The organism is Alphaproteobacteria bacterium (genome assembly GCA_016722515.1).
Lineage (GTDB): Bacteria > Pseudomonadota > Alphaproteobacteria > Rickettsiales > JADKJE01 > JADKJE01.
On record JADKJE010000005.1, the window covers coordinates 1 to 25,417 of the forward strand.

16 protein-coding genes and 1 tRNA gene are annotated in these 25,417 nt (G+C 43.8%); 7 read left to right on the forward strand and 10 right to left on the reverse strand.

Annotated features, from left to right (window positions below):
* A partial coding sequence (locus IPP74_11625; protein MBL0319918.1) for a hypothetical protein occupies nt 1-287 on the forward strand: 287 nt, incomplete at its 5' end.
* A gap of 249 nt (nt 288-536) precedes the next feature.
* Here the strand turns inward: IPP74_11625 and IPP74_11630 are convergent.
* The 5 genes from IPP74_11630 to IPP74_11650 all read right to left on the reverse strand — a co-directional run bounded on the left by IPP74_11630 (nt 537) and on the right by IPP74_11650 (nt 4,595).
* A tRNA-Ser gene (locus tag IPP74_11630) sits at nt 537-630 on the reverse strand.
* Between the two features lie 81 nt (nt 631-711).
* Nucleotides 712-1,350 (reverse strand): DUF4167 domain-containing protein, encoded by a 639-nt coding sequence (locus IPP74_11635; GenBank protein MBL0319919.1) that lies wholly within the window; start codon nt 1,348-1,350, stop codon nt 712-714.
* Nucleotides 1,351-1,384: 34 nt separating this feature from the next.
* Nucleotides 1,385-2,245, reverse strand: coding sequence for a peptide chain release factor N(5)-glutamine methyltransferase (prmC, locus tag IPP74_11640; GenBank protein MBL0319920.1), 861 nt, complete (start codon nt 2,243-2,245; stop codon nt 1,385-1,387).
* Complete coding sequence (gene prfA / locus IPP74_11645; protein ID MBL0319921.1) at nt 2,238-3,308, reverse strand: peptide chain release factor 1; 1,071 nt, start codon at nt 3,306-3,308, stop codon at nt 2,238-2,240. The genes prmC and prfA overlap by 8 nt, the downstream gene beginning before the upstream one ends.
* A 42-nt stretch (nt 3,309-3,350) precedes the next feature.
* Complete coding sequence (locus IPP74_11650) at nt 3,351-4,595, reverse strand: histidine--tRNA ligase (protein MBL0319922.1); 1,245 nt, start codon at nt 4,593-4,595, stop codon at nt 3,351-3,353.
* A gap of 332 nt (nt 4,596-4,927) precedes the next feature.
* Here IPP74_11650 and IPP74_11655 point away from each other — a divergent pair, with 332 nt between their 5' ends.
* Together IPP74_11655 and IPP74_11660 are read left to right on the forward strand one after the other, a co-directional pair.
* Entirely contained in the window at nt 4,928-8,050 is a 3,123-nt protein-coding gene (locus IPP74_11655) for a hypothetical protein (protein ID MBL0319923.1), read from the forward strand.
* A gap of 398 nt (nt 8,051-8,448) precedes the next feature.
* The gene (locus IPP74_11660) at nt 8,449-14,667 is read left to right on the forward strand and encodes an AAA family ATPase (protein ID MBL0319924.1); all 6,219 of its coding nucleotides are present in this window, start codon (nt 8,449-8,451) and stop codon (nt 14,665-14,667) included.
* Between the two features lie 82 nt (nt 14,668-14,749).
* On the opposite strand, the gene IPP74_11665 is transcribed toward IPP74_11660, so the two are convergent.
* Nucleotides 14,750-15,550, reverse strand: a complete 801-nt coding sequence (locus tag IPP74_11665) for a 3'-5' exonuclease (GenBank protein ID MBL0319925.1) — start codon at nt 15,548-15,550, stop codon at nt 14,750-14,752.
* A gap of 111 nt (nt 15,551-15,661) precedes the next feature.
* Here IPP74_11665 and IPP74_11670 point away from each other — a divergent pair, with 111 nt between their 5' ends.
* Complete coding sequence (locus tag IPP74_11670; GenBank protein MBL0319926.1) at nt 15,662-16,987, forward strand: M48 family metalloprotease; 1,326 nt, start codon at nt 15,662-15,664, stop codon at nt 16,985-16,987.
* A 75-nt stretch (nt 16,988-17,062) separates the two neighbouring features.
* Nucleotides 17,063-17,827, forward strand: a complete 765-nt coding sequence (locus IPP74_11675) for a DsbA family protein (GenBank protein ID MBL0319927.1) — start codon at nt 17,063-17,065, stop codon at nt 17,825-17,827.
* Here the strand turns inward: IPP74_11675 and IPP74_11680 are convergent.
* Complete coding sequence (locus tag IPP74_11680; protein ID MBL0319928.1) at nt 17,802-18,683, reverse strand: 4-(cytidine 5'-diphospho)-2-C-methyl-D-erythritol kinase; 882 nt, start codon at nt 18,681-18,683, stop codon at nt 17,802-17,804. The two genes, IPP74_11675 and IPP74_11680, sit on opposite strands and share 26 nt — an antisense overlap.
* Nucleotides 18,684-18,827: 144 nt before the next feature.
* On the opposite strand from IPP74_11680, the gene IPP74_11685 reads away from it, so the two are divergent.
* The gene (locus IPP74_11685; protein ID MBL0319929.1) at nt 18,828-20,459 is read left to right on the forward strand and encodes an electron transfer flavoprotein-ubiquinone oxidoreductase; all 1,632 of its coding nucleotides are present in this window, start codon (nt 18,828-18,830) and stop codon (nt 20,457-20,459) included.
* A gap of 32 nt (nt 20,460-20,491) precedes the next feature.
* Here the strand turns inward: IPP74_11685 and IPP74_11690 are convergent, their stop codons facing one another.
* The gene (locus IPP74_11690) at nt 20,492-21,136 is read right to left on the reverse strand and encodes a glutathione S-transferase family protein (protein ID MBL0319930.1); all 645 of its coding nucleotides are present in this window, start codon (nt 21,134-21,136) and stop codon (nt 20,492-20,494) included.
* 324 nt (nt 21,137-21,460) lie between these two features.
* The gene (ffh, locus tag IPP74_11695; protein MBL0319931.1) at nt 21,461-22,810 is read right to left on the reverse strand and encodes a signal recognition particle protein; all 1,350 of its coding nucleotides are present in this window, start codon (nt 22,808-22,810) and stop codon (nt 21,461-21,463) included.
* 192 nt (nt 22,811-23,002) lie between these two features.
* On the opposite strand from ffh, the gene IPP74_11700 reads away from it, so the two are divergent.
* A complete protein-coding gene (locus IPP74_11700; protein MBL0319932.1) occupies nt 23,003-23,701 on the forward strand; it encodes a prepilin-type N-terminal cleavage/methylation domain-containing protein in 699 nt (232 codons plus the stop codon).
* Between the two features lie 165 nt (nt 23,702-23,866).
* On the opposite strand, the gene IPP74_11705 is transcribed toward IPP74_11700, so the two are convergent.
* On the reverse strand, nt 23,867-25,315 hold the full coding sequence (locus tag IPP74_11705; protein MBL0319933.1) for a TolC family protein: 1,449 nt from the start codon (nt 25,313-25,315) through the stop codon (nt 23,867-23,869).
* Nucleotides 25,316-25,417: the final 102 nt, after the last annotated feature.

Here is a 25,417-nt window from a genome sequence, read left to right on the forward strand (position 1 = left end):
GTCAGTTCGCCATGAGCGACAAACGCAAAAAGGCCGACGATGGGGGTGCTCTACCGAATAAGGCTTGGGGACTGCTCATTAAGTTTTCAGAAGACCATGGCAAGATTCTGCTTTTACGCAAAGACGCGCAAACCAAGAAGAGTCTGAAGGAACGGCTGCAGGATTTCTTTGGGCATCAGAACCCCAGCCTAAAGGCGGAAGACCCGTTTGAGGAAGTGACCGAAAACGGCAAGAAGCGTTACAAAGCAAAATTCAACGTATTTGCACGCTCTGACAACAACGCCTAGCGTAGGCTATGGCAACAGTCATGGTCAGGAAATCGCGTAAAGCCGCAGATTGTCTTGACTAAAAAAGCCGTACTGGCTTTTCCCAAGTACGGGTTTTTTATAACTGAGAGCGATAGAGCGGCGTACTTTAGAAAAAATGGGCTGTTTTAGGGGTGGGAAAGTCAGGATAAAGTCATGGGAAAACACCGCACAGACTGGGCTTTTGCGGGGCAACCGTTACCGAGTGTAGAACGGTTGTCTTTCAGTTAATGGCGGAGGGAGGGGGATTCGAACCCCCGATACGGCTTTTCAACCGTATAACGGTTTAGCAAACCGCCGCCTTCAGCCGCTCGGCCATCCCTCCGTTATAGACGTAGATCTTCCCTCCTTCTTGAGGAGGGAAGATCTAACATAACTATCTTATCGCTTTTTTTCAAGCAGAAACTTATTCTTCATCCTCAGGGATAATTATCGGAGGCGTTTGGTCGTTCGGAGTCAAGCCATAGCTGGTGGAAGGAACGTAGGACATTCCTGGGCCCGTTGGCATAACGAATGGTTCAGCATCGATGCTGCCGTTGGAATTTGAGCTTTCGCCATCATTTTCGCCATCACCCGGATTTTCTGGGTAAGGAGCGCCGCGATTGCTGCGATGCGCGTGCTCACTACGGTCACCACGATCATGGCGCGAGTCGCCATCATGCTGCTGTTGATCGCCGTGTTGATGTTGGTGATCGCCTTGCTGATGGGGTTGGCTATAACGGACATTTTGCTGATGATACATAACAATCCGATTAAAATGGTCAGCATGTTGCAACCAATATTCAGTATCAGTACGATCCTGCGTCATTTTCGCCATTTCCATGTATTTATCGCGCATTTGGATCGCACGACGCAATGGAACCGCTGCGTAAGGATCTTGGTTGGGGTTATTGCCGCCACCATTACTATGGCCGCGGTAGCCGCCTCCAGGGCGGTGCTGAGGTTTGCCCTTTGGGCGGTTGTTGGGATTGCCACCACTACGAGGGGGGCCTGAAAATCTTTTGCGGCGCATCGGCTGCATACTTGGCTGCATGTTGTCTGACATAGACTCCACTTTCTTAGGTTAAAGGAAACGTCCACTAAGGCCTGTTTGCTACAACACAACGGATAATCCCACTGAGATCCCGCCGCAATTCATGCACATGAAACCCTATATTCCCCAACAAACTTGCCACTTCCGTTTCCTGGTGATTGCCTATCTCACAGATAAACCATCCACCTGATGGTACGATATTTGGCAGTGTGGGTATAATCTTCCGATAATGCTCTAGTCCATCTTCTCCACCAGACAACGCCCGATGAGGCTCATAATCTCTTACGTTAGGCTCTAGTGATGCAATATCAGAACTCACTATATAAGGAGGATTTGTTATTACCAGGTCAAACCGACCATCAACATCCTCACCAAATGATCTTAATTGAAATTCACCCCTTTTGGCAAGCCCTAAATGCACGGCGTTGGTTTTAGCGATTTCCAGGGTGTTTTCGTTGATATCAATGCCAATGCCCGTGGCACAAGGGAACTCAGCCAGCAAGGTTAAGAGAAGACAGCCAGTGCCGGTCCCTAAATCAATGATCCGCAAGGGTTGATTCTTATCTTTAAAGAGAGTCAAGGCTGCTTCTATCAGCGTTTCGGTGTCAGGGCGGGGAATTAATGTTTCGCTGGAGACGTTAAAGGCACGTCCCCAGAATTCCTGCGAACCGACAATCAGTGCATAGGGTTCGTGGTCAATGCGCCTCTTTATGAAGGATTGATAGAGGGTATAGAGCTCCTGGTTTACGGTCGCTTCAGGATAGCCAATGACATATTCCCGCGTTTTTTCTAGAGTGTGCGCCAAGAGCAATTCGGCTTCAAGATGGTGCAAATCAATCCCCGCGCTTTTAAGCGCATGTTTAGCTTCGCTTAATGCCTGCTCAATCGTGCGTTGGGGTTTAATCATCGGCCGATTCAGAAAGTTTTATGGCTTGATCTTCTGAAATCAAGGCATCAATCAATTCGTCGAGTTCACCTTCTTTGACCACACCATCAATTTTATAGAGGGTAAGGTTGATGCGGTGATCGGTAACGCGTCCTTGTGGGTAGTTGTAGGTACGGATACGCTCCGAACGGTCTCCCGATCCGACTTGTTGTTTACGACTGGCGGAGCGTTCTTTTTCTTTCTTTTCGCGTTCCATTTCATAAAGGCGGGAACGAAGTATTTTTAAGGCTTTAGCCCTGTTTTTATGCTGCGATTTTTCATCCTGCTGTGACACAATCAAACCAGTCGGAATATGTACGATCCGTACCGCACTGTCGGTCGTATTAACCGACTGACCACCTGGTCCGCTTGAGCGGAACACGTCGATACGCAGGTCTTTTTCTTCGATATGGATATCAATTTCCTCAGCTTCTGGTAATACCGCAACGGTTGCTGCTGAAGTATGTACACGGCCACTTGATTCAGTTTCAGGGACCCGTTGCACGCGGTGAACTCCCGATTCAAATTTAAGGCGGGCGAATACATTTTTGCCGGTAATGCTGGCAGATGCTTCTTTATATCCGCCAATACCCGTGTCGGAAATGGAGAGAATTTCAAACTTCCAACGGTTACGTTCACAATAACGCTGATACATTCTGAATAAGGATGCCGCAAACAGTGCGGCCTCTTCACCGCCAGTGCCTGCACGGACTTCCAGGATAGCATTTTTTTCGTCGTCTTCATCTTTTGGCAGAAGCGACATCTTAACCTGATGTTCCAGTTCTGGCAGGAGCGGCTTTAAGGCATAGAGCTCCTCTTCGGCCATCGATTTCATTTCAGGGTCGTTTAAGAGTGAATTTAATTCTTCGATGTTTCTTTCGACTTTCTGGAGTTCATGGATTTTTTCAACAATAGGTGTCATCTCCGCATATTCTTTAGAAGAAGTGACGTATTCTTCATGTGAAAGCTTATCCGGTGACTGCAGCTTGTCGCTCAGAAGTTGGTGGTTTTGCAGAATTTTATCCAGTTTGTCCGAAAAACTCATAATCTCTATCCTTGGGCAGGATTCCCTGCTTTGTTTTTAAGTCTATTGAATGGCGCGCAGTATGTCGGCAGCCGTGAATGCTACGGTAGATTGCTGGCTCTGGTCAAGATTTTTAATCACCACCTGATTAGCAGCAAGTTCCTGATCACCCATAATCACCGCATGGCTTGGGTTTAATTTAGAGGCTTTCTTGAGTTGTTTACCCAGATTATTTCCGGGGTAAAGCTCGACTACGATGCCACTTTTTTGACGTAATTCATGAACCAATGTCCATGACGCACTCAGCGCAGCTTCACCCATAGGGATGATGACAATGGGGCGTGGCTGTTGAAGGTTAAGATGGGTACGAGCCAGTTCGTATAAACGTTCAACGCCCCCAGCACAGCCCACGGCTGGCGTTTCGGGGCCACCCATCATGCTGATGAGTTTATCATAACGTCCGCCTGCCAGGACAGTCCCTTGGCTTCCTAGTTCGGTGGTGGTGAATTCAAAGGCGGTATGGCAGTAATAATCAAGGCCACGTACCAGTTTAGGATTTAGATGAAACGCAATACCTATGGCTGAGAGTCCCTGCTGAACCATATTGAAGAATTGTTTGGCATTCTCAGTATAGAAATCCCCCAATATCGGAGCGCCAGCAACAATCTTTTTATCATTCTCATCTTTAGAATCGAGGATGCGCAATGGGTTTTTGGTCAGTCGCATTTTACTATCGTCGGATAGTTCCTGCTGATAGCGTGAAAAATAAGCAACCAATGCTTCGCGGTAATTGGCGCGACTTTCATCGTCCCCTAACGAATTAAGCTCAAGGGTCGTGCGCGAACGGATACCCAATGCTTCCAACATATCGGAAGCTAAAGCAATCAACTCAATATCGGCGGTAGGTTCAGCAGAACCGATCGATTCTAAGTTAATCTGGTGAAATTGGCGATAACGCCCTTTTTGTGGGCGTTCATGGCGAAACACAGGGCCAGAAGAAAAGAATTTAAGCGGCAATTGATGGTGCATGCCGTTGCTGATAAAAGCACGGCAGATACCGGCGGTAAATTCAGGGCGCAAGGTAATGCTGTCATCGCCCATGTTAAATGTATACATCTCTTTGGTAACAATGTCGGACGTATCACCCAGGGTGCGCTTAAACACGTCCGTAAATTCGAAATTAGGGGTAATAATCCCTTTAAAGCCGTAGCGTGAGGAGATATCTCTGGCAATCGTGACGACGCGTTCAAATAATGCGTAATCATCACCGATGATATCCTGGGTACCGCGAACGGGCTGAAGCTTCATGGCTTGTGGTTTCGTAGACATAGATTTCTTTTATGCAAGATGGAAGAGGCCACTATACCATGAAAAAATGGTTGGGGGAATCCTCAACATCAATAAAAAGGCCATCCCTGCCTGGGTTAAGTAATAACCAAAAGAATATACGCTTTTTATCGTCTTTTTATCGTCATCACGACGCCGATGAAACCGCCGATCCACCCTTTACTCAAATTCGATAAAATTTATTAATAATTGATTTATTGAAAAACATAATAAGATTTTGTTTCCATTGTGTTGGTTGTCATTTGATGTTAGTTATTTCATCAAAATAACATAATATTAAAGAGGGACGCAATATGAAATCAAGCGCATTATCCGCAAGCGAGATACGGATTCAAGAAGATTCAGATACAAGCCAACACGCTGCACGTTCTTCCCAGGAAGAGCTTCCTTTGCTTGGGAGTCAAATAGTGGCGTTTGTTCAAACCATAAAACAATTTCTTAACCTAAAGGAAGAGAAATCCCCAGAGGAGATGACTAACCAGATATCGCAACTTTATGCCACCGCAACGTCTCTGTATCAACGGTTTAAAAATGAGCAGAAATCATTAACAGTTCCTAGTCATATTTCTCTATTTTATTGGGCCTATTTAAAAACGCATCTACTCTACACAGAACGGGTTGTGGTGAGCGAACAAGAAAAATGGGAGTGCCTAGCCCCAATACCGACTATTGTGAACGACAGCATAGATGAGGGTGATGTACAAAAACTACACCTGCGTCTAGCTGAATTAAGCTTAGTCGTTGGAATGGTTCCTTCAGCTGAAACACCACTTCAACAATGTTTGGATTATTTTCATCAATTACAAGCGGGGATTCGTTCCTTTTCGAAGGTTAGCAAGGATGAAAAACAGCGCCTGGCTCCTTTATTTATTCAGCGGTATAACGAGCTGATCTCGTTGCGTAAATTGCCGCATGAGTATCAGGATCATAAGTTGGCGGAGAGTCTTCTTAAAGCCAGCATCAAGACTCACATGGTTCAGGTATTTATTCTTTTATCGAATCATATTGAAATGTCTCCTGATAAGGCAGTTGAGCACATGCAAGCCATGTTGTCGATGTTAGGATCTAAAGTGACGCCTGGTGCTGCAGAAAATCTTTTGGATTTCTACGCCGAGAAACTTCAATTGCAGCTTGCGGCCGAACCTTCGTGCGCGTTTGATGCATTATGTAATACCTATATTGCACAGCTGAAGCTGGTTTCTCAGTTAGAGCAGATAAAATGGGAAAAACTTGCGGCTATTTATAAAGATTGTTTGGCCTCCGGAGCTATTCTTTTTAAACACTATCAAGCAATTAAAGAAACACTGACTGAAGATCAAAGAAAGCTGTTTTCAAATGCCTATCATTTTAGTGTTAACCGAGGAACTTGCCATATAAGAGAAGTGTTGCCTGCTAAAGTTCAGCGGGTGAAAGATATCATTCAGGCTGTAGAAACAGGTGGGCTTGAGAAAAATCCTGGATATCTGGCTATTTCGTACCGACATCTTCAGGAATATGCCTTTTACCCCAACAAAGTTGTTGCGGTTGATGATTTTATTCAAGAGGTGAGAGGATTAGGGCGTAAAATCAGGGAATGCCTGCCGATGCCCGCAGATCCGCATGCTGCATTAGCTATAAGGACGGATGAACGCTGGGATGTTGAAACTTATTACGCTAGTTATCTTCAAGAATTGAAGGCAGCGCTATGCCGTGAGCAATATAATTATGTGATTGATGGTATTAAAAAAATCAGGGATGAAATGCCTATAACCATTCCTGTCTTTGAAGCGTGGTTTGACAGTCATTTGGCACAGGCTTATTTATACAGTGGACTAAGCAAATCAGGACGTTATGAAGAACGTGAATTTCAAGAGCGGTTGAATATTGTGCTGCCATTACTGTGGGATGTTTATTGTCATGGGATGATAGGCGCTTCTGATCCGGATACTCATTTTTTCCTCTATCGTTCGACTGTACTTCAAGACGTGATGGGAAATATTTATAGCGAGGTTAATATTATTGGCAAAATAGCCCTTGAGCTCTTATCTAAACACGTTAAAAATCCTATTCGGGGCACATCAAGAGAGGTCCTTGTTGATTCCTTAATGCAGATAACCCAGCTGCAAGGACTCTTATTTGGGTATTATTCATGGACAGAAACACACTCTATCAAGCGCTTTTTAGGTGGCGAGGGAAGTATGGGTAGCATGGAAAGAGTAGAAATACCCGTTTTATGGAATGAGTACTTAGACCTTTTCAAACGTTGCGAATTCTATTTTCAAAAGCTGAACCATGAACATGTTATCTACCAGGAAGCGCTAACGAACCGGGCAACGGATGATGAAAGGGCCCTTAAACTAAGAGAAGATATGCAGGCTGATGCATATAAGGAACTGTTAATAGCGCTGGAGAATGCAGACAAGCAAAAAACTCCTTCCTTAGCTAGGAATCACAACACGTCACATTCTAAAAAATTTAAACGGAAGAAACCGAGTAAACGGCATAAGCATGCTAACCAAAATCATGCTCGAAGCGCTTCTAGCAGCAATGGTTTAGCGCCAAGATCAGATCAAGTGAATGACAACATCATGGTGATTGCTCCAAAAACACCTATGCGAATCAGGGTTGAAGAAGCTGAAAAATGGATTGGGATGCAAACGCATGAGAAAGCCGTGCAGGCATATTGGGGGTTCCATTCTATTTTAAATGATTATCAGCGCGCTGGAGTTGAGAGTGAAGATGCCTGTGAAAATCAAATCAGGGCCTTGCTTGGAATAGCCGACTGCCATGGATTTTCTGCACGCAGATTGATTAATCAGCGCAATGTTTATAGTGTGGATGATGCTATCGGTGAGTATCAACAAGGAATAGATGCACTTCAAGCGGTTTCAGAATGGCTGCCTGGGCTTACACATATCCAGCAAGTAATGATTCTTGATGCGGCCAGTTTAATGTTAGATCGCTACTGGGCAGAATTAGAGTCCTGTAGTAAATTTAAACAGACGGAACTGGCCAATCTCCAATCGAGCAGGAGAAATGCTATCCGCAATATGGGCATCAAGGCCTATAATCAGCAAAATTATGAAAAAGGGTTGCCTGAATACGAATCTCAATATGGGCCTGTTGCTAAAAAGCCCACGATAGAAGTGGTTCGAAAAGTGCAAACCATAGGAGAGCAGCAGCGCCAAAAAGAAAAATTTATGTCACATACGGATATTGAAGCATTGATTCGTGAATTAGGCTTGTTTGCTTGGAAACACAATACCAACGTGAAAAATGTCGAATCGAATTATCGCAGTTTATGTAAACAACAAACGGCACACATAAAATCGATGCAGGAATCCGTTGCTGAGGTTCGGACGACTTTGTTTGGTAAAAGCCAAACGAGGGTGATTCCGCAATCAGTAGTTGAAAATTCTGTTGGAATTAGCAGGTAATTGGTTGTTATCCATAGACACAATCAGTCCGTTAATGGGCGTTCTAGACGCTATTTACTCCAGAAAAATAGAAGCACAATTATGTTTGATGAGCTAGTGTAGCTCTTTAATTTAGCGGATTGCTTCGTGGCGGATATGTGAATAAGTAAACCCTTGTTTATATGGCCTAACGTCTGGGGGCGTAGGGCTTGTTTTAGGTCCTGATGGCAACTTTCCTCCCTCCTAAGTTGCAAGGAAAGTCTGTTTTGCAACGTATTCTTTTTTCAAGAATATATGGCAATTTTCTGTTATTTTATTTTAAATAATTGTTTTTATTGTTATATTGGTTTATTATGAGTGTTCTTATTACTGTTTATTGTGATTATAATGATAAACATAAGCCATAAATTGGTAACGCCATGAAATTCAATAATCAGCTCTATTATAACGAAAAAAATACAACCATAAAATACAGTTATGATGGTCCTGGTGAAATGGATGTTGATCGTCTTGTACAACAAAAAACCTATTATAAAAAAGATAATGCAGACGGCTGGAAACCTAAAACCCTCATTTTAGCGGATTGGACAGCCCCATTCTGGGGATTGCAAAAAATTGATCTTATTCATTTAATGCTGCAAACTTGGCTTGATGAAGAGGGTGGATCTCTCTATCTTTGGCAGCAAGAGGACGACAATGAGGGAAAATTAATTAAATTAACAAAAGAAAATCTAAATTGCCTTCGTGATTCTAAAATGCGTCAGGCGATAAAGCCTGCTTTTCCGCATGATTTAACGGTCCAATTGAGCATTGAAACAAAAAAAGCGTTTGATACGATTCATGTGTTGGATGATTACTGGATTTGTCAACTCATAGAAATGAGTTTAAATGAGCGTCGTTTAGATATTACTGCATTTGAAATGATGCAGGAACAAGAGCGAAACAAAATTACAGACATAATCAACGCTTCATTTCCTCCACTTCAAGCGGGATACTACACGTGCTGGAATGATGGTTTGGGTGTTCATTACCCCAGCAAAGAAGAATATAGGCAACTTTTTGAAAAGCATTTTAATTCTAAACAGATTTATCTAGACCCATTGGATCTATTTTCTTGCAGCAACAGAATTTTTCACAATAAAGAATTTTTAATTAATAACAAAGATAAATTGCTATCGCTTTATTTAAAAAACAGTTCTATTACCCCAGATTTGATGGAGGTTTTATCTAACTTAAGACTAGAAAAGTTTACCATAGAACTTTGTACAGTAGCACCTGAAACACAACTTAATAGATTAAATCCTGAGTATTTTAATAGATTGGAATTGCATAATAATGAAATATTGCCTGATCAAGTTGAGCAGCTCCTGAAGAATGCCTATAGTTTAGAATATTTAAAGATATCAAACTTCTCCTATAATCACGACGGAATACTGCCTTTTACCTGCACAAAAAACCTTCATACATTTGAGGCAATATTGAGTAAGGCCGTGCACTTTGACGAGATCATCAAAAACAGCCCCAATCTTGAAGAATTAGTTTTATCCCAATGTAACTTTCAAGATAAGCATTACAGTAAATGGGCTGGACATAATTTCTCTAAGCTTAGGCTGCTAAATGTAAGCGGTAGTGATATAGATGAAAATGATCTTATTGAAATAATCAAAAATGCGCCACATTTAGAAGAATTAAACATCGCTCATTGCAAAAAACTATCCCAAGAATTTTTTACAGTTCTTAGTTCGTTTTCTCTTGAGAAAATAAAGAATTTTTCTTTAACGGTCGATAGCAGTATCAATGCAACAGTGCTGCATGAGCTATTTAAAAAGATGCCTAATTTAGAAAGATTAGGAGTTTATATTGATGTACTGACTGAGGTATTTTCTAATCTTTATTTTAAAGAACTAAAATATATTACAATAAACTCTGGAGTGAAATATGGAACAGGAACGGAATCCTTTATCAAGCCCAGATCAAGCCCAATTACCCCTTTCCAGCTTGAGTGGTTAATCACAAGGTCACCACAATTAAAGAATTTAGATTTAATTAATTCTTCTTTATTACCAGAAGAAGTTAGTGAACTCCGTAAGAAATTTGAACATGTCACTGTATACCATCATTCAATCGAGCCCATGGCTAATAAGGAGCTTAGTGACCCCAAACATAATTATCGTGAATTTCATGATTATAAGCCCAATGATCCAAATGAGCCTTTTATCTATAGGGGAGAGAATCAGAGCCTTGACCAAAACATGGTCATTGAAAAACTTTCACAATACTGGACCTTAACGGACTCGCAACACAAGCAACATATACCCGCAATCCAAAACGGAATTTGTTCGGCACTCAGTCGTTTCTTTGTCGACGAGAGTTATATCAAACGTCTCTTTGTTGACGAGATGAATATCAAAATCCTGCTTGAATTAATGCGTGCATGGGATGGATCCAATACTATAAGCGATGAATTCCAGAAGTGTTTTTCAACTCTGGAATATTATGTTTTAAATTATCAGCTTAGCCCTACACATAATAAAAAACATTTTGTGGGTACAAATATATCGGCTCTGCTAGAAAAAAAAGCTTCTAATAATTCTGGTGAAACACTTTTGTTATCAAATACATGGCATCACATTGCCCTTGAATACAAAGTAAATGGGGAGTTCATTGAATGGATTATCTATGATCCTAATTATGTAGAGGGCCCTAAATCTTTTGGGCGTGATAGCTCCCCTGATAAGGTAATAAAAGCATTAGAAGATTCACTAGGTAATTGCATCTCGATAGACATTATGAACCCAAGTCAAGATCTGCTTTACTCTACGATTGAACCTAGAATACCTGACTACTTCATTGAAGAAGGAGGTTTATTAACGTTAGCAATTCTAGAGTCATCTCAAGTCAAACGCATAGTAGAAAGATTGCAATCAAAACCCTTGCAGCCAAATACTTTTTCTGGTCTTTTATTACGCTGTACGGAAGGCTATCCTGCATGGTTTAGAGGAGTTTCAAGTGAGAACCCCGTCCTTAGTGCTTACACTAACGATTTAATTCAGCAGTTTCGTGAAATCGATCAAGATGCTGATATAAAATTAAAGCGAAGCCTCGAGGCTTTAGGTCCCCAAGCTTGTGTAGAGGGTTTAGATTTGCTCTTTCCCCATTTAAAAAATGAGCATCAAGCGTTATTGCATTCTCTCAAGATGATAGAGGAATCATCACAACACCCCCCAGTGCATCCCCTTGAAGCACGCCTCAGGGAAAAACTCAGCACGTGGGAACGAAAGCAAAAGCCTGTTGATTCAGTCGAGAATTATTGTGAAAAAATTGTGAATGCGACTTTCAAGGAAAAACCTCTGCATAAGTTAGCCATTGAATTTACCTCAAGTGATGATGTCTATGCCTTCCATTTACATTTAGAAAAAGCTTGTATTAACAGCGAGCTACCTGTTTTTTATGTTAGTTCACCCGATGATTTAATCTGTTTTGCCCGCCATATAACCCGTAATGGTGATAACATGGCAACCATCCATCAAGCGCCTTCGGGCCCCCTCCATGATTTCTTAAAGCAGTATCAAAACGATAATCCCGTCTTAATCATCAATTACGACAAGTTTGACTCTGATGATATGGTAAAATTCAATACCATACTAGACGATATTCGAATGGTTGATGGTGTTAATATTCCTGAATCCACCTTAATCATAGGTCTTCTCAATACGAATAAACCAAATGCATATTGCGGAGCTGATTTTTATTCTCGTTATACTAAGGTCATAAAATCTCCCTTTAAAGAAGGCGTATTGCGTAACGAATTGCTTCCCTTGCCAATTCTAGAAATGTCCGATGAGTATTCCGATCCCAAATCTGTTATTAATCTTTATCACACGGCTGATTGGAAGGAAGAGCTGCTTGGGCGGTGGATGCTGAAAAAAGACCATTTGGAATTTGAAGAAGGTTTATTAGCCCCTGCACTCAAACACATGATAGAAACTTATCAGCCCATTAAAATACACAATGCACCTTGGCACAACCCAGATTTCCGACATTTTTGGGAGCTGGCGCTACTGCGTTGGAAAATAGAACATGCTGGCAATACAATCGTTCTTCCAAAGAACCTTCGTTTAACAACACATGACGGCTATAGCCTTCAAAATCTTGCAGTTGTGGTACAGAATGAAGAGTTTGTTGAAACTACCATAGATGAATCGATATTTGTTCTCAACCCCACCGAATATAATCGTTTTTTTGTTGATTCTGAATATGAGGAATCAACCCACAGCATAACGATGAAACCTGGTATCATAAAGCAGCAGGCTGAAAAACAGAAGGATCTGCGGATTTATTATACCAGAGGCGTCAATGATCATCAGTGGGCAAAATTTCTGACTCATTGCAAAGATGCCGGTATCGAGTCAGTAAAAGTACATACCCTGGTTTTCCATGAAAATTCGGTCAATCATACAAAAGTATATACCAGCAATGATGTGGATTCGGTGGTGGCCATCATTGCCGCTGAAGCCCGCAGCAAGAACCAAACACCCAAGATCATTGATGTGTCGGAATGTGGTGCAGGCGATGTTTTGAAAAAACTCGTGGGTCGCTATGTTGAGGATACAAATCAGTTTATTTTTAATGAGACGAAAAGTGTCCTACTGGAAGCATTATCAAATCATGAAACCGTCATTTTAAAAGGAGCATTTTCAGCTGAGCTATCCGATGCATTAATGCCCTTATTGATCAAACGTCTCCAGGATAATGCACCACCATCAGGCAACTTACATCTCGTTCCAGATAACCCACAACATTTTAATGTTATAAAATGGGAACAATGGTTCATCTCCCCCGAACATAAAAGAAACATTCTAGAAGAAGACGGAATTCAAGCTGGAGCCTCGCCTCAATTAATGGATGAGCAATTGCAAAACGAATCGTTAAGTCAATTAAAAGCCCGCCAGCGTTATATGAGCATTCATTCTGATAAGCCTGCTGAGGCAAGCACTGATGCTTGGATAGGAATGAATTCCCTTCCTGGGGGAGTCTCTATGCCTCCATTTGATCTCTCTAAAAGCAAAGAACGTTCAGATGCCTTTGTCGAAGACCGTATGAAACAGGTTAAGCAGGGGCTAAAGCATTCGCCTTTTGTCGTGCTTACGGGGCTTACGGGTGTTGGTAAAACAACCTTCGTCCAGAAATATTTGTCACAATCCGTCTCGTTACATCAGGGCCTGTCTGAACTCAATAAATGGATTAATGACAAAAGCGACGGTGATAAAGTCCTGTTTATCGATGAAGCCAATGCTATGAATAGTCATTGGTCTCAATTTGAAGGTTTATTCAATGATCCACCGTCCATCTTCATCAATGGAGAATATCATCGCTTAACTCCTGAGCATAAAGTGGTCTTTGCTTGTAATCCTCTATCATATGAAGGAGGCAGAACATTACCCGCGCTCTTTAGACGTCATGGAAATGCCATCTTGTTTGAACCGATGATAATGGAGCATATCTATGAGACCCAGCTGAAAACATTATTGGCTAAAACAGCCCTTGAAAGCGAGAGCCTAACGATCGCTACCATTTTCTTAAATGCCTATCAGCAAGTTTGTCGTTATTCGCAAGACAGAGTCTTAATTTCATCCCGCGAAGTCCAGCAAATGGCTTTGCTGGTGTTAGCAAAACATAACGAAAACCCTCAATTAGACCCGAAGAAATTGGCGCATTATTACGCTTACGAAGTGGCCAGAGCGCTCGTACCAGCTGCCCATAAAGAGGCATTTGACCAAGGGTTTAAAAAAGACCGGCCATTTGATTTTACCACATGCCCTCTCTCTCATTATAAGATGACAGCCAAACGTCAACCTGTAGCTGAGCATATTCATGATGTATTGACTATTCAAGGATTGCGCCGCGATCCTAAATGCATCAACAAAAAGAGTTTGCGCGCTTATCCTGGACAGAGTGGAATTATCCTGGAAGGAAAACCAGGTGATGGTAAAAGTTTATTGGTAGAATCGATCCTGGAAGCACGCGGTTATAAAAATAGGTCCCTGGATGCGAAGGACACCCCTGGTGATAGAATTTATTATAAAATTCCCCTGGGCATGCAGGCTACCCAAAAAACGGCACTCTTAAGGAAAGCATTTGATGAAGGAGCCGTTGTGCTCATGGATGAAATCAACAGCTCGCCTTTGATGGAACCCTTATTAAACGCACTGCTTGGTGGTAAGACACCAGAAGGTAAAAAAGCCACTAAAGCTGGGTTTTTGGTTATCGGAACGCAGAATCCTGTGACTATGGCTGGACGATATACGATGAGTGATGCCGGTGAGCGCCGCTTTAAAACCGTTCATGCTCCATCGTATTCCCGCAATGAAATGAAGTCTATTTTAATCGAAAAAGGCTATTCCTTGGATCTCATTAAAGTCGGGATTAAAGTGTATGAAGAACGCTGCGACTATGCCCGCAAAAATCACATCCGCCTTGAACCAACCTTTAGGGATCTTGAAAGGATACTAGACAAATTGAGGGCAGTAAAAGAGAAAATAACCGAGAGAACAGAAACGGGGCATGCTCGTTCTTACACCTCAAGACTAAATCAGCAGGGAACAGATAAGAACAAAACAATACGGGAGAAGTCCTAACATTCTGCCTGATTAACCTATTGATTTTCAGGAGATATATCACGGTCCTGCCTGCTGCTTTTGACTCGCTCACTACGTTTCATTATCGCCATGCCTCCAGGAATTCTTTTAAATGGGGGCGTTGCTGACCTTCTTCTTGCAAATAATGCACTGCATCGTTTAAGCATTGCTCGAGTGATGAAGGGGACAAAGTGCCTCGGTGATACATAAAATGCAGATACAATAAATAGGTATTCATGACATCCGTCTCGCAATAGTTACGGATCTCCTGAAGTTTACCCTGGTCAAACAGTTTCATGACATCGCCACCATCGGTTCCCAGTTTTCCAGGAAGGCCAAGCAGTACGCAGGCTTCATTCATTTTAATAGCACTTGAGGCGCCAAAATCAGACAAGCCATCCATCAAATCGCAATGCCAGTCGAGGCTGTAACGTTGGGTGTAACTGTTCCATTTATCACCGCTTTGATACACCCAGGGGGCGCTGATGCCGTGGTGCATGGCTCGGAATTTAAGGACAGGCAAATCAAACGTACGGCCATTAAAACTGACTAGCCGTGCTTTCATTTTACCTAAATGATGATAGAAACCCTCTACCAGTTGTTTTTCGCTGGAATCGAGATTTCCACCTGTTCGCAGTTCCTGTAATACATAATGTTCTTGATTGCCTTCGCGTTGGATTTCGGCTTTTAGAAAACTAATCGCCACAACTCGGTGGAAGGGTTGGCGCAGAAATGAATTTTTACCTTGGGTAATCTCAAGATGGTATTGTTCCAGAGCCTGGCGTTGAAGCGTGATGTCATCTGATTCACACCCGGTAAGGGCGTGGGCAAGGGCCGTATCGGGGATGGTTTCAATATCAAAAACAAAAAGTTGATTGTGCATGGCGTATTGCGTTCCTAAACAGATACGGCTAGTCTACCCAATAGACCAGTTTGAGGCCAGTGCTTTATGAAACCCTGCGGCAAAAAGCTTTTTCGATGTGTAACCTTTGTTATGACCTGCATGCTGATGATGCAGGCCCATGCTGCGTTTGCCCTGGCGATTATCCGCGATGTAGAAGAAGAAATGATGGTGCGTGAAATCATCGATCCTATTTTATTAGTGGCAGGAATCGGTCCCCAGGAAGTCAAAATATTTTTGGTAAATGACAAGCAGGTGAACGCTTATGTCGCAGGTGGCATGAATATTTTTATTCATACAGGTTTATTGGTCCTTAAAGATGACCCTGAAGTACTAAGTGGTGTTATGGCGCACGAAATAGGCCACATTGCCGGAGGCCATATCAATAAAACCGATTCGGATCTGCAGGGGCTTTCTGTCGAATCGGCTCTTACCTATTTGCTAGGTATTGCGGCTATTGCGGCTGGTGCACCTGCAGCAGGGCAGGCCATCGTGATGGGTGGACAGCATATGTTGCAGCGTCACGTATTAAAATATTCACGTTCGCATGAAGATGCAGCGGATCAAAGTGCGCTTACCTATTTATCGCAGCTTAATATCTCACCACGTGGATTATTTTTTGTGCTTAATTATTTAAGCAAAGATGCCACGCAGCAATTTGGGCAATTAGATCCCTATTTGCAGACGCACCCTTTGTCTCGTGAGCGGGTGTCGCATATTCAACATTACATGGATATGAACCAGAAGCAGTGGAAGCCGATGCCCGAAGATTTTCGCCGGCGTTATGCGATGGCTATTGCCAAATTAAAAGCCTATGTACAGCCGGCACAACAGACGTTGCGCGAATATCCGCTTGCAGACCAATCACCAAAAGCGCTTTATGCAAGGGCTATTGCTTATTTTAAGAAACCTTATTTTGAAAAATCGATGGGTGAAATTGATAAGTTAATGAAGTTAGATCCTAAGAATCCTTTTTATCCAGAGTTGAAGGGGCAAATATTATTGGAAAATGGCAGAGTTGAAGAGGCACTGCCATTTTATGAAAAGGCGAATACGTTAGTATCACACCCTTTGATGAAACTAGAATGGGCAATGGCGCTTATTGCTGCGCAAGACCGCAATCCTGAAAAAATTTCCTATTTGATTGCTGCGGGCCCACTTCTAGAAAAAGTACTATTAGAAGAACCGGAAAACAGCCTGGCCTGGTATCAACAGGGCATTGCTTATGGCAGGCGGGGGATGCTAGGGCAATCGTATATGAGTTTTGCCGAAGAGGCGATGCTGAAGAATAAAACAGAACAGGCACAAAAATATTTAGTGCTGGCCGATAAAAATCTTGCCGATGGGTCGCCTTTGCGCCTGAGGCTTGCTGATATGAAAGACGTGCTTAAAGAACGCAGCAAAAAAGCCAAGAAATAAGACTTGCTTTAGCAGGGAAAAATTTCGTATCATCTAAATTAGACTAATTATTACTGTACCTTAAGGGAGGTGACTATGAGCGTAGATCCTAAAATATATATTCTATCGGGCGTGATTGCAGCTGTGGTTTCAGCGGCAACTCATTTTGGTCTGCAATATCAAGGACAAATGGCCGGAACGGGAGCGGTGACATCGGTTGCCCAGGTGCGTGCGATTGCCCAGCAGGTTATCGATGAAGAACCCAAACGGATTGTTGATTCGGTGGATCATTATGTAGCGACAAAACGCGCTGAGGCTCAACATGGTACTGAAATTAAAAATGTGGATCTCAAAGACGATGGTAAATCTCCCGTTGCTGGTAACCCTCAGGGGGATGTGACGATTGTTGATTTCTTTGATTATTCATGCTGTTATTGTAAGCGGGTGCTTCATGATAAGTTTCAGGTTTTAAGTGAAGATAAAAACGTTAAAATCATTTTCAAAGATTTCCCGATTTTGGGTCAGCCTTCACTAGAAGCATCAAAAGCTTCATTGGCCGTGTTTGCTTTGGCTCCTACAAAATATACCGAATTCCATCAAAAACTCATGGAGAATAATGCACCAAGAACGCAGGAACTATTTGAGTATATTGCGAAAGAGGTTGGTGTTGATCCTGCTGCGCTTAAAGCCAAAATGCAGGAACCTGCCATTGTCGAAGCCCTTAATCGGAATTTAGAATTCGGTAGGCAGTTAGGCGTGCATGGTACTCCAGCATTTGTCATCAACGGCAAATTGATTCCTGGTGCTATCGATCATGCTACCATGGTTGATTTGATTAAGCAGGCCCGGGCGAAGAAGTAACGACTCCGGATTTTACCCACCATTTGGGATAATTAAGTTTAAGATCGGCGGCGCCTTGGTGCGCCTGCCGTTCATCTGCAAATAATCCAAAACACGTGGCTCCGCTTCCTGACATGCGGCTGATGCGACATCCTGGGAGTTGTGACAGGGCAGAAATAACAGAGTCGATTTCGGGATAAAGATGGCAGGCTGTTGCCTGGAGGTCATTACGCTGCAAGCTCAGCCATGTAAGTAATTCGTCTGCTTGGGTGGGAATGGCATCGCTCAGTGGAGAACTGAAGGGATAATTTTGATCTTTGAATGCGTTATAAATAAGCGGGGTGGGAACGGGAAATGTTGGATTTGCTAGAATGATATAAAGAGGCGGTACATCACCTAAAGGCTCAATAATATCACCCATTCCTTTTACCAGCACCGGTTTTTGATAAATGCACATGGGTACATCGGCACCGATGGTTAGCCCCAATTTTTCCATTTCTTTTAAAGGGATATCGGTACCCCATACCTGGTTTAGGCCCAAGAAAGTGGTTGCAGCATTGGTTGAGCCACCGCCAATGCCGGAGGCGACCGGGAGTTGTTTATCCAGTGATACAGTAGCAGCGAGTGGGTGTTTAGTGAGATTAGCCAGCAGTGTTGCTGCTTTGGTAATGGAGAGATCGTCATGTGGCGTATTTAATAATTCTTTCGCGCATGGTCCCTGGATATGAACGCTGAAAATAGGAGCATCTTTAAAATGGAGTGAATCGCCAATCGAGCAAAAACCTGCCATGGTTTCAAGGGTATGATAACCATTGGCTAACCTGCCGGTGATGTGGAGGAACAGATTGATTTTTGCTGGGGAAAAAAGGGTTAGCATGATGGGTCCTGTCTATACGTGTAAGGCGAAGAAGTGCGCTCGCCATCTCTTCTCTGATGAGCAGGGGAGAGGAAGGAGAGGGCCGTGCTGTTTTTTTAAATGAAATATATACGAAAACGCACTAATATCAAACCAGGAGCGATCATGGAGGGCCCTGTGGAAATAGAACGTCAAACCTTGGAATATGATGTCGTGATTGTTGGCGGTGGCCCTGCGGGTTTATCGGCTTCTATTCGTCTTAAACAATTATCGTCTGATATTCGTGTGTGCGTGGTAGAAAAAGGTTCTGAAATTGGTTCTCATATTCTATCGGGTGCTGTGTTTGAAACTAAGGCGCTGGATGAATTAATTCCCGATTGGAAGGAGAAAGGTGCTCCGCTGATTACTCCGGCTAGACAGGATCATTTTTTGCTGTTGAGTAAAAGGCGGGCATGGAAATTGCCAACGCCGCCACAAATGCACAATGAAGGCAACTATATTATCAGCCTTGGAAGATTGTGCCAGTGGCTAGGTGAGCAGGCAACAGCTTTAGGAGTTGAAATCTATCCGGGTTTTCCTGCGGCTGATATTCACTATGATGATCAGGGACGGGTTAATGGCATCATCACCGGTGATATGGGAATCGGTAAAAACGGCGAGCAAACAGAATTATTCCAGCCAGGTGTTATCATCAAAGCGGCCTATACCTTACTGGCAGAAGGGTGCAGAGGCTCCATATCAGAGCGCATTATTCAGAAATTTAATTTACGCAAGGACCGTGATCCACAAACCTATGCGATTGGTATTAAAGAAATCTGGCAGGTTGATCCTGCGATCCATTCACCGGGAAAAATAGTGCATACGGTTGGTTGGCCTCTCAATGCATCTACGTATGGCGGATCATTTCTTTATCATCTGGACGAGCATAAAATTGCACTAGGCTTTGTGATTGGGCTTGATTATCAACATCCCTATTTAAATCCTTACCAGGAATTCCAGCGTTATAAATCACACCCGGCGATCTGTCGCTATTTAGAGGGAGGAAAGCGGATTTCTTACGGTGCACGCGCGTTGAATGAAGGGGGATGGCAATCTATTCCGCAGCTTCATTTTCCAGGAGGGGCGATCATTGGTTGTTCCGCTGGTTTTGTGAATGTGCCTAAGATAAAAGGCAGCCATACGGCGATGAAGTCGGGAATGTTAGCAGCAGAAGCGGTGAATGCCCAATTCGTGTCGAACCCACAAGGGGACCTAGAAAATTATAGCACGGCCTTTGCGTCATCATGGATTGCCGAAGAGCTTAAGCAATGCCGCAATATCCGCCCTGGTTTCCGCTTTGGCTTGTGGTTTGGGTTACTCCATGCGGCTATTGATACGTATGTTTTTCGAGGAAAAGCACCCTGGACCTTTAAGAACCATGCCGATCATACCCAGTTGAAATCAGCCAGCCACTGTGCGCCTATTGCCTACCCAGCGCCGGATGGGGTGGTGACGTTTGATCTTATGTCGTCGGTGTTTTTGTCGAGTACCAATCACGCGGAAAATCAACCGGCTCACCTTACATTAAAAAATCCCGACCTGGCTATGGCCACCAACTATAAAAAATATGCTTCACCCGAGAGCCGTTATTGCCCGGCAGGTGTCTATGAAATCACGGAAGAATCAGGACAGCCGGCGCTAAAAATCAACGCACAGAACTGTGTACATTGCAAAACCTGTGATATCAAAGACCCATGCCAGAATATTCGTTGGACCACACCTGAAGGTGGAGGCGGGCCGCATTATTCAGGGATGTAGCATAACATGGGAAGGGCAGGCTGTGCCAGTGATTACCAGGTAATCACCCACGGCTCTTTGACTGCTTCTTGGTGCCATTCCTGCATGTGGGGATGAGCAATCATGGTATCGATATAAGCCAGGCAGATGGGGCTTAAGGAAATGCCGTAGCTGACAAAACGAGTCACGACAGGGGCATAGAACATATCGGCTAATGAATATTCGCCCATGAGAAAAGGGCCTGATTGGCCGTATTGTTGACGGCTTTGTTCCCAGATGTCTTGAATACGTGCTACATCCTTCAATGCTTCTTCAGGAGCATCGACAGGTTGGCTAACCCGTTTTAAATCCATACGGAACGCTTTGCGCAGGGGGATAAATCCTGAATGCATCTCCGCTACAATCGAACGCGCCCAAGCGCGTGCAAATGAGTCTCTTGGCCAAAAATGCCGCTCAGGGAAGAGTTCAGCCAAATATTCGCTAATGGCAAGGGAGTCCCATATCACGAATCCATTATGAACCAATACAGGAGCGCGACCTGAGGCTGAATGCTGTATAAGTTTGGCTTTGGAATCGGCTTGGAATAAGGGGATAAGATTCTCTTCAAAAGGAACCTCAGCATGTTTAGCAGCCAGCCACGCCCGCAAAGACCAGGATGAATAATTTTTATTGCCAATCACTAGTTTTAACGACGACATGATTGCCCCTTTTCATCAGGAAAAATATAAAGAATTAAAAAACAATAGAAACTAGATAAAGCTCCAGAAACTAGATAGAGCTCCACCCCAATGCTTCTTTGGTTTTTGGATCCAGGATCAGTTTACCTGTCTCTTTATTTTGGACGGCGATGTACTTCTTTACGGCCATAATATTTAACAGGTATCACAGCAGTGCCATTATAGGTTTTGACTTTTACACCTTCGCGTGCGGCTGGATTATTTTTGCTTTTTGACATGACTCATCCTTGTTTCAATATGAAGCCTCAAATAATCGACAATATCCTGGGATTTGTCAAGGGTTATCTACTTTGGCATAAGATTTGCCAGGCCTGCGCGCATCATGGCCTTTTTGTCCATTTTGCTGAAACGCTTCATCATGGTCTGCATATCTTTAAAGCGTTTCAACAGCTGGTTGATTTCCTGGACGGTCGTGCCAGAACCTTTGGCAATACGGCGTTTACGGGAGGCATTGATCAAATCAGGATTTTGCCTTTCTTGATCGGTCATGGACGAAAGGATGGCTTCCTGTTTGGTAATGACGCTGTCATTGATATTGGCATCCTGCATTTGCTGCTGAATTCTGCCCATACCAGGCAACATGCCCATCAGGCCACCCAATCCGCCCATTTTTTTAAGGTTACGCAATTGAGCAGCCAGGTCATTGAGGTCGAATTTTCCCTTTTGCATGCGTTTGGCCAGTTTTTCGGCTTCGTCCTGGTCGATGGCGGTAGCCGCCTTTTCAACGAGGGAAACGATATCTCCCATGTCTAATATACGTGAAGCGATACGGTCAGGGTAGAATGGTTCGAATTCGTTGATTTTTTCGCCTACCCCAACAAACTTAACCGGGCAACCGGTGACGGCACGCATAGAAAGAGCAGCGCCCCCTCGGCTATCGCCGTCTATACGCGTGAGGATTACACCGGTAAGGGGCAATCGTTCGGTAAAAGATTTGGCGATATTGACAGCATCCTGTCCGGTGAGTGCATCGACTACCAGTAAAATTTCTACTGGTTTTAGCAGCCCTTGCAGTTGCACGAGTTCATCCATCAATGCTTCATCCACATGGAGGCGTCCGGCTGTGTCAACTAATAATACATCGGCATGTTGTGCCTGGGCTAATTTGAGCGAACGCTCGGCAATGGCTAAGGGTTTTTGGCCCTCTATAATAGGAACGGTTTCCACATTGATTTGCTTGCCGAGTACTTCCAATTGATGCTGAGCGGCTGGGCGGTAAATATCGACCGAACTCATCATTGCTTTGCGTCCAAGTTTTTTGGTGAGATAATCGGCCAGTTTAGCGGTAGAGGTTGTTTTACCGGAGCCTTGCAGGCCAACCATTAAAATAACAGCAGGTGGAACCGTGGTTAAATTAATGTCAGATTGTTCACTGCCTAGCATTAAAACGAGTTCATCATGGACAATTTTAACCACCATTTGTCCTGGGCGTATGCTTTTAACCACATCGGCACCAATGGCTTTTTCGCGCACACGCGCTACAAAATCCTTAGCAACCGCAAGCGACACATCCGCTTCCAGTAAGGCAATACGGATATCCCTTAAGGCTTCATCCACATCTTTTTCGGTCAAGAGTCCGCGACCGGTAAGGCGATCCATTGCGCGGTTAATGTGATTGCCAAGATTTTTAAACATACGACGTCCTTCTTCATGAGTGCTTCCCACTATACTGGACAAAGGCTTTCAGGTCAAAGCCGGTTTTTAAAGCGTGAGCATATGAAGAGCATATGAAGAGCATATGAAGCTGTGCCAGTAGCCTATAATTCATACTTTTTAAACGCTTACTAGGCTATAATAAGGGGATACACTTCTTAGGGAGGAGTGGTTATGCGTGGCGCTGGTTTTCGTAAAAAAGGGTTTACCCTGGTTGAAATGTCGGTAGTTCTTGTGATTGCCGGCTTGCTAATATTTGGCATCAGCGTAGGTTACGTACTTAAAAAAAATGCTACGCTTAAATCGATTGTCGATGATATGGGAGCGGTGAATACAGCCGTTCATGAATTTGAAAAAACCTATGGTGGCTTACCTGGTGATTTATGGAATGCCACTGAGAAATTTGGCGCAACCAATACGAATAACGGTAACGGGAATGGATCGATTGATGGTACCGAGCATGTATTATTTTGGCAGCATTTGCAGCTGGCTGGCTTAATCAAAGGCTCTTATGATGGTGCAACCAATAAACCGGGAATTGGTGTGATGAAAGCACCGTATCCCCAAAGTGGCTATTATGTTACCTCGGTCAATAATGTGTTTCGTATCGGCATTGCTATCTATAGTGATACTGATAACAGCGGAACCATCGACCGTGTCGATACCGAGGACCGCATAGCCGTGCTGAGTCCATCGGATGCAAAATATCTCGATGAACGTTATGATGATGGCGATCCCACCAAAACCTCTGGTATTATTTATGGGTTTGAAGGCTCAAGCGCTTCAGGGACTTGTGTCAGCGGTGGTAAATATAACACGCCCAATGACGGTATTGCCTGTCGGTTGGAAATGGTGTTAGGACGTGAGAATTAAACGATACTGTTCAAAGGTAAGGGGAATTGCGTGACCAGAGCTATGTTTTGGAATGGGTAATTGCGCTGGATCCCCGATTTTTAGATGAGCGCTCGCCTACGGCTCACCACTCATCTAAAAAACGAGGATGATGCCCCAAAATCCATACAACAAAAATAAAAACGCTTAATCACGTTGCTTAAACGAATCCAGCGATCCCATAGCTCTGAGCAGATTAGCCTTCGACACATACCAATTATAGGTAGAAGCCACCCGTTGCTGGCGTGCACTGGCAAGTTGTGCCTGGGCATCGAGCAAATCGATCAAACTGCCAGCACCTGATTTATAGCGGGCGAGGGCTACTTTTTCGGCTTCGGTGGCGCTTGTGAGTAAATCGGAGGTGGTGACTAGGTTCTGGTTGATGGTATCGAGGTCCTGGTAGGCATTCCAGATATCCTGGGAAATGCTTTGTGCGGTTTGTTGTTGCTGTGCTTTGGCTGCGGCCAAATCATGGCGGGCGGCGTTGATATCATAGATTTTAGAAAAGCCGCTAAACAAGGGAATACTCATCTGTATGCCGATGGTGGAGGTGGAATGGTCAAAAGTAGCGTTGGATAATCCATGGCTTTCGCCAATACTGCTGTTTAAGGAAATACTGGGAAGCAAGCCTCGACGTGCCAGGGCTAAATCGGATTTACTTTTATCAACGTTGGCTTGGGCGGCAAGTAATGAAGGATGTGCCGTTTTAGCATGGGTGATCATTTCATCGATAGAGTGTTTGCTGGTTTCGGGAGTGGGTTCGTTCATTGCAGGGTCGGCCAGCTGAATGGTTTGATTCGAATCAAAACCGATATTGGTCAGCAATGCCCCCTTGGATTTAGCCAGGGTATTTTCGGCTTGGATACGGGTCAGCTTGGCTTGAGAATAAGCGGTTTCTGCTTTTAATTTTTCAACCATGGGTGCGGCACCGATTTGTTCGCGGAAAGATGCTGCATCAAAACTTACCTTGGATGATTCTTCCGATTCCTTTGCGGCGTCGAGTTCTGCGGTAGCACCGTAAAAATCATAATAGGATTTCAACGTATCAAAAATGACCGATTGCAAGGTGGTATTATGGGTGTAATTGGCGGCCAGTAATGTTTGCTTAGTGCGTTGAACGCTGGCTTCGCGCTGGCCAAAATCAAACAGCAGGTAATCGAGGGTCAAGGCATCTGTGAGTGTTTCCTTTGGTTTGGTACTGGTCGTGGATCCGGTGGCGCTGCCACGGTTATTGCCATAATTAAGTTCGCCCTCAATCGTTGGCAGGTAAGCGCCTCGTGCACTGCCAAGGCGCGCCTGGCTAGCCAGAAATCTTTCCCAGCTATGTTGGGTTTTGGGATTGTGGCAAAGGGCTAAAGCAATGATGTCATTGAGGGTATAGGATTTTGCCGGGTCGATGGTTTGCGGGCATTGGGTTGGTAGTGGAGTGGCATTGCCTGCTGTGTGGGTGCGAAGTGGATCAAACGAATCATTTGCCCTTGCTGTAAGCGGGGTGGAGGCGAAGCCTATCAAGCTCAGTGCGACTATAAGAAAATGGAGTTTCCTAACATGATTCACAAACATTATTAGACCAGGCCTTTCAACAAATCCATCCATTCGTCACTCAATACCGTTTGTTTGGATGCACAGAGACTTTATGGGGTGTTAGAGAATATGGTAATTGTGGAGCTAATGATTAGCAAGCTAATTGTTTTTTTT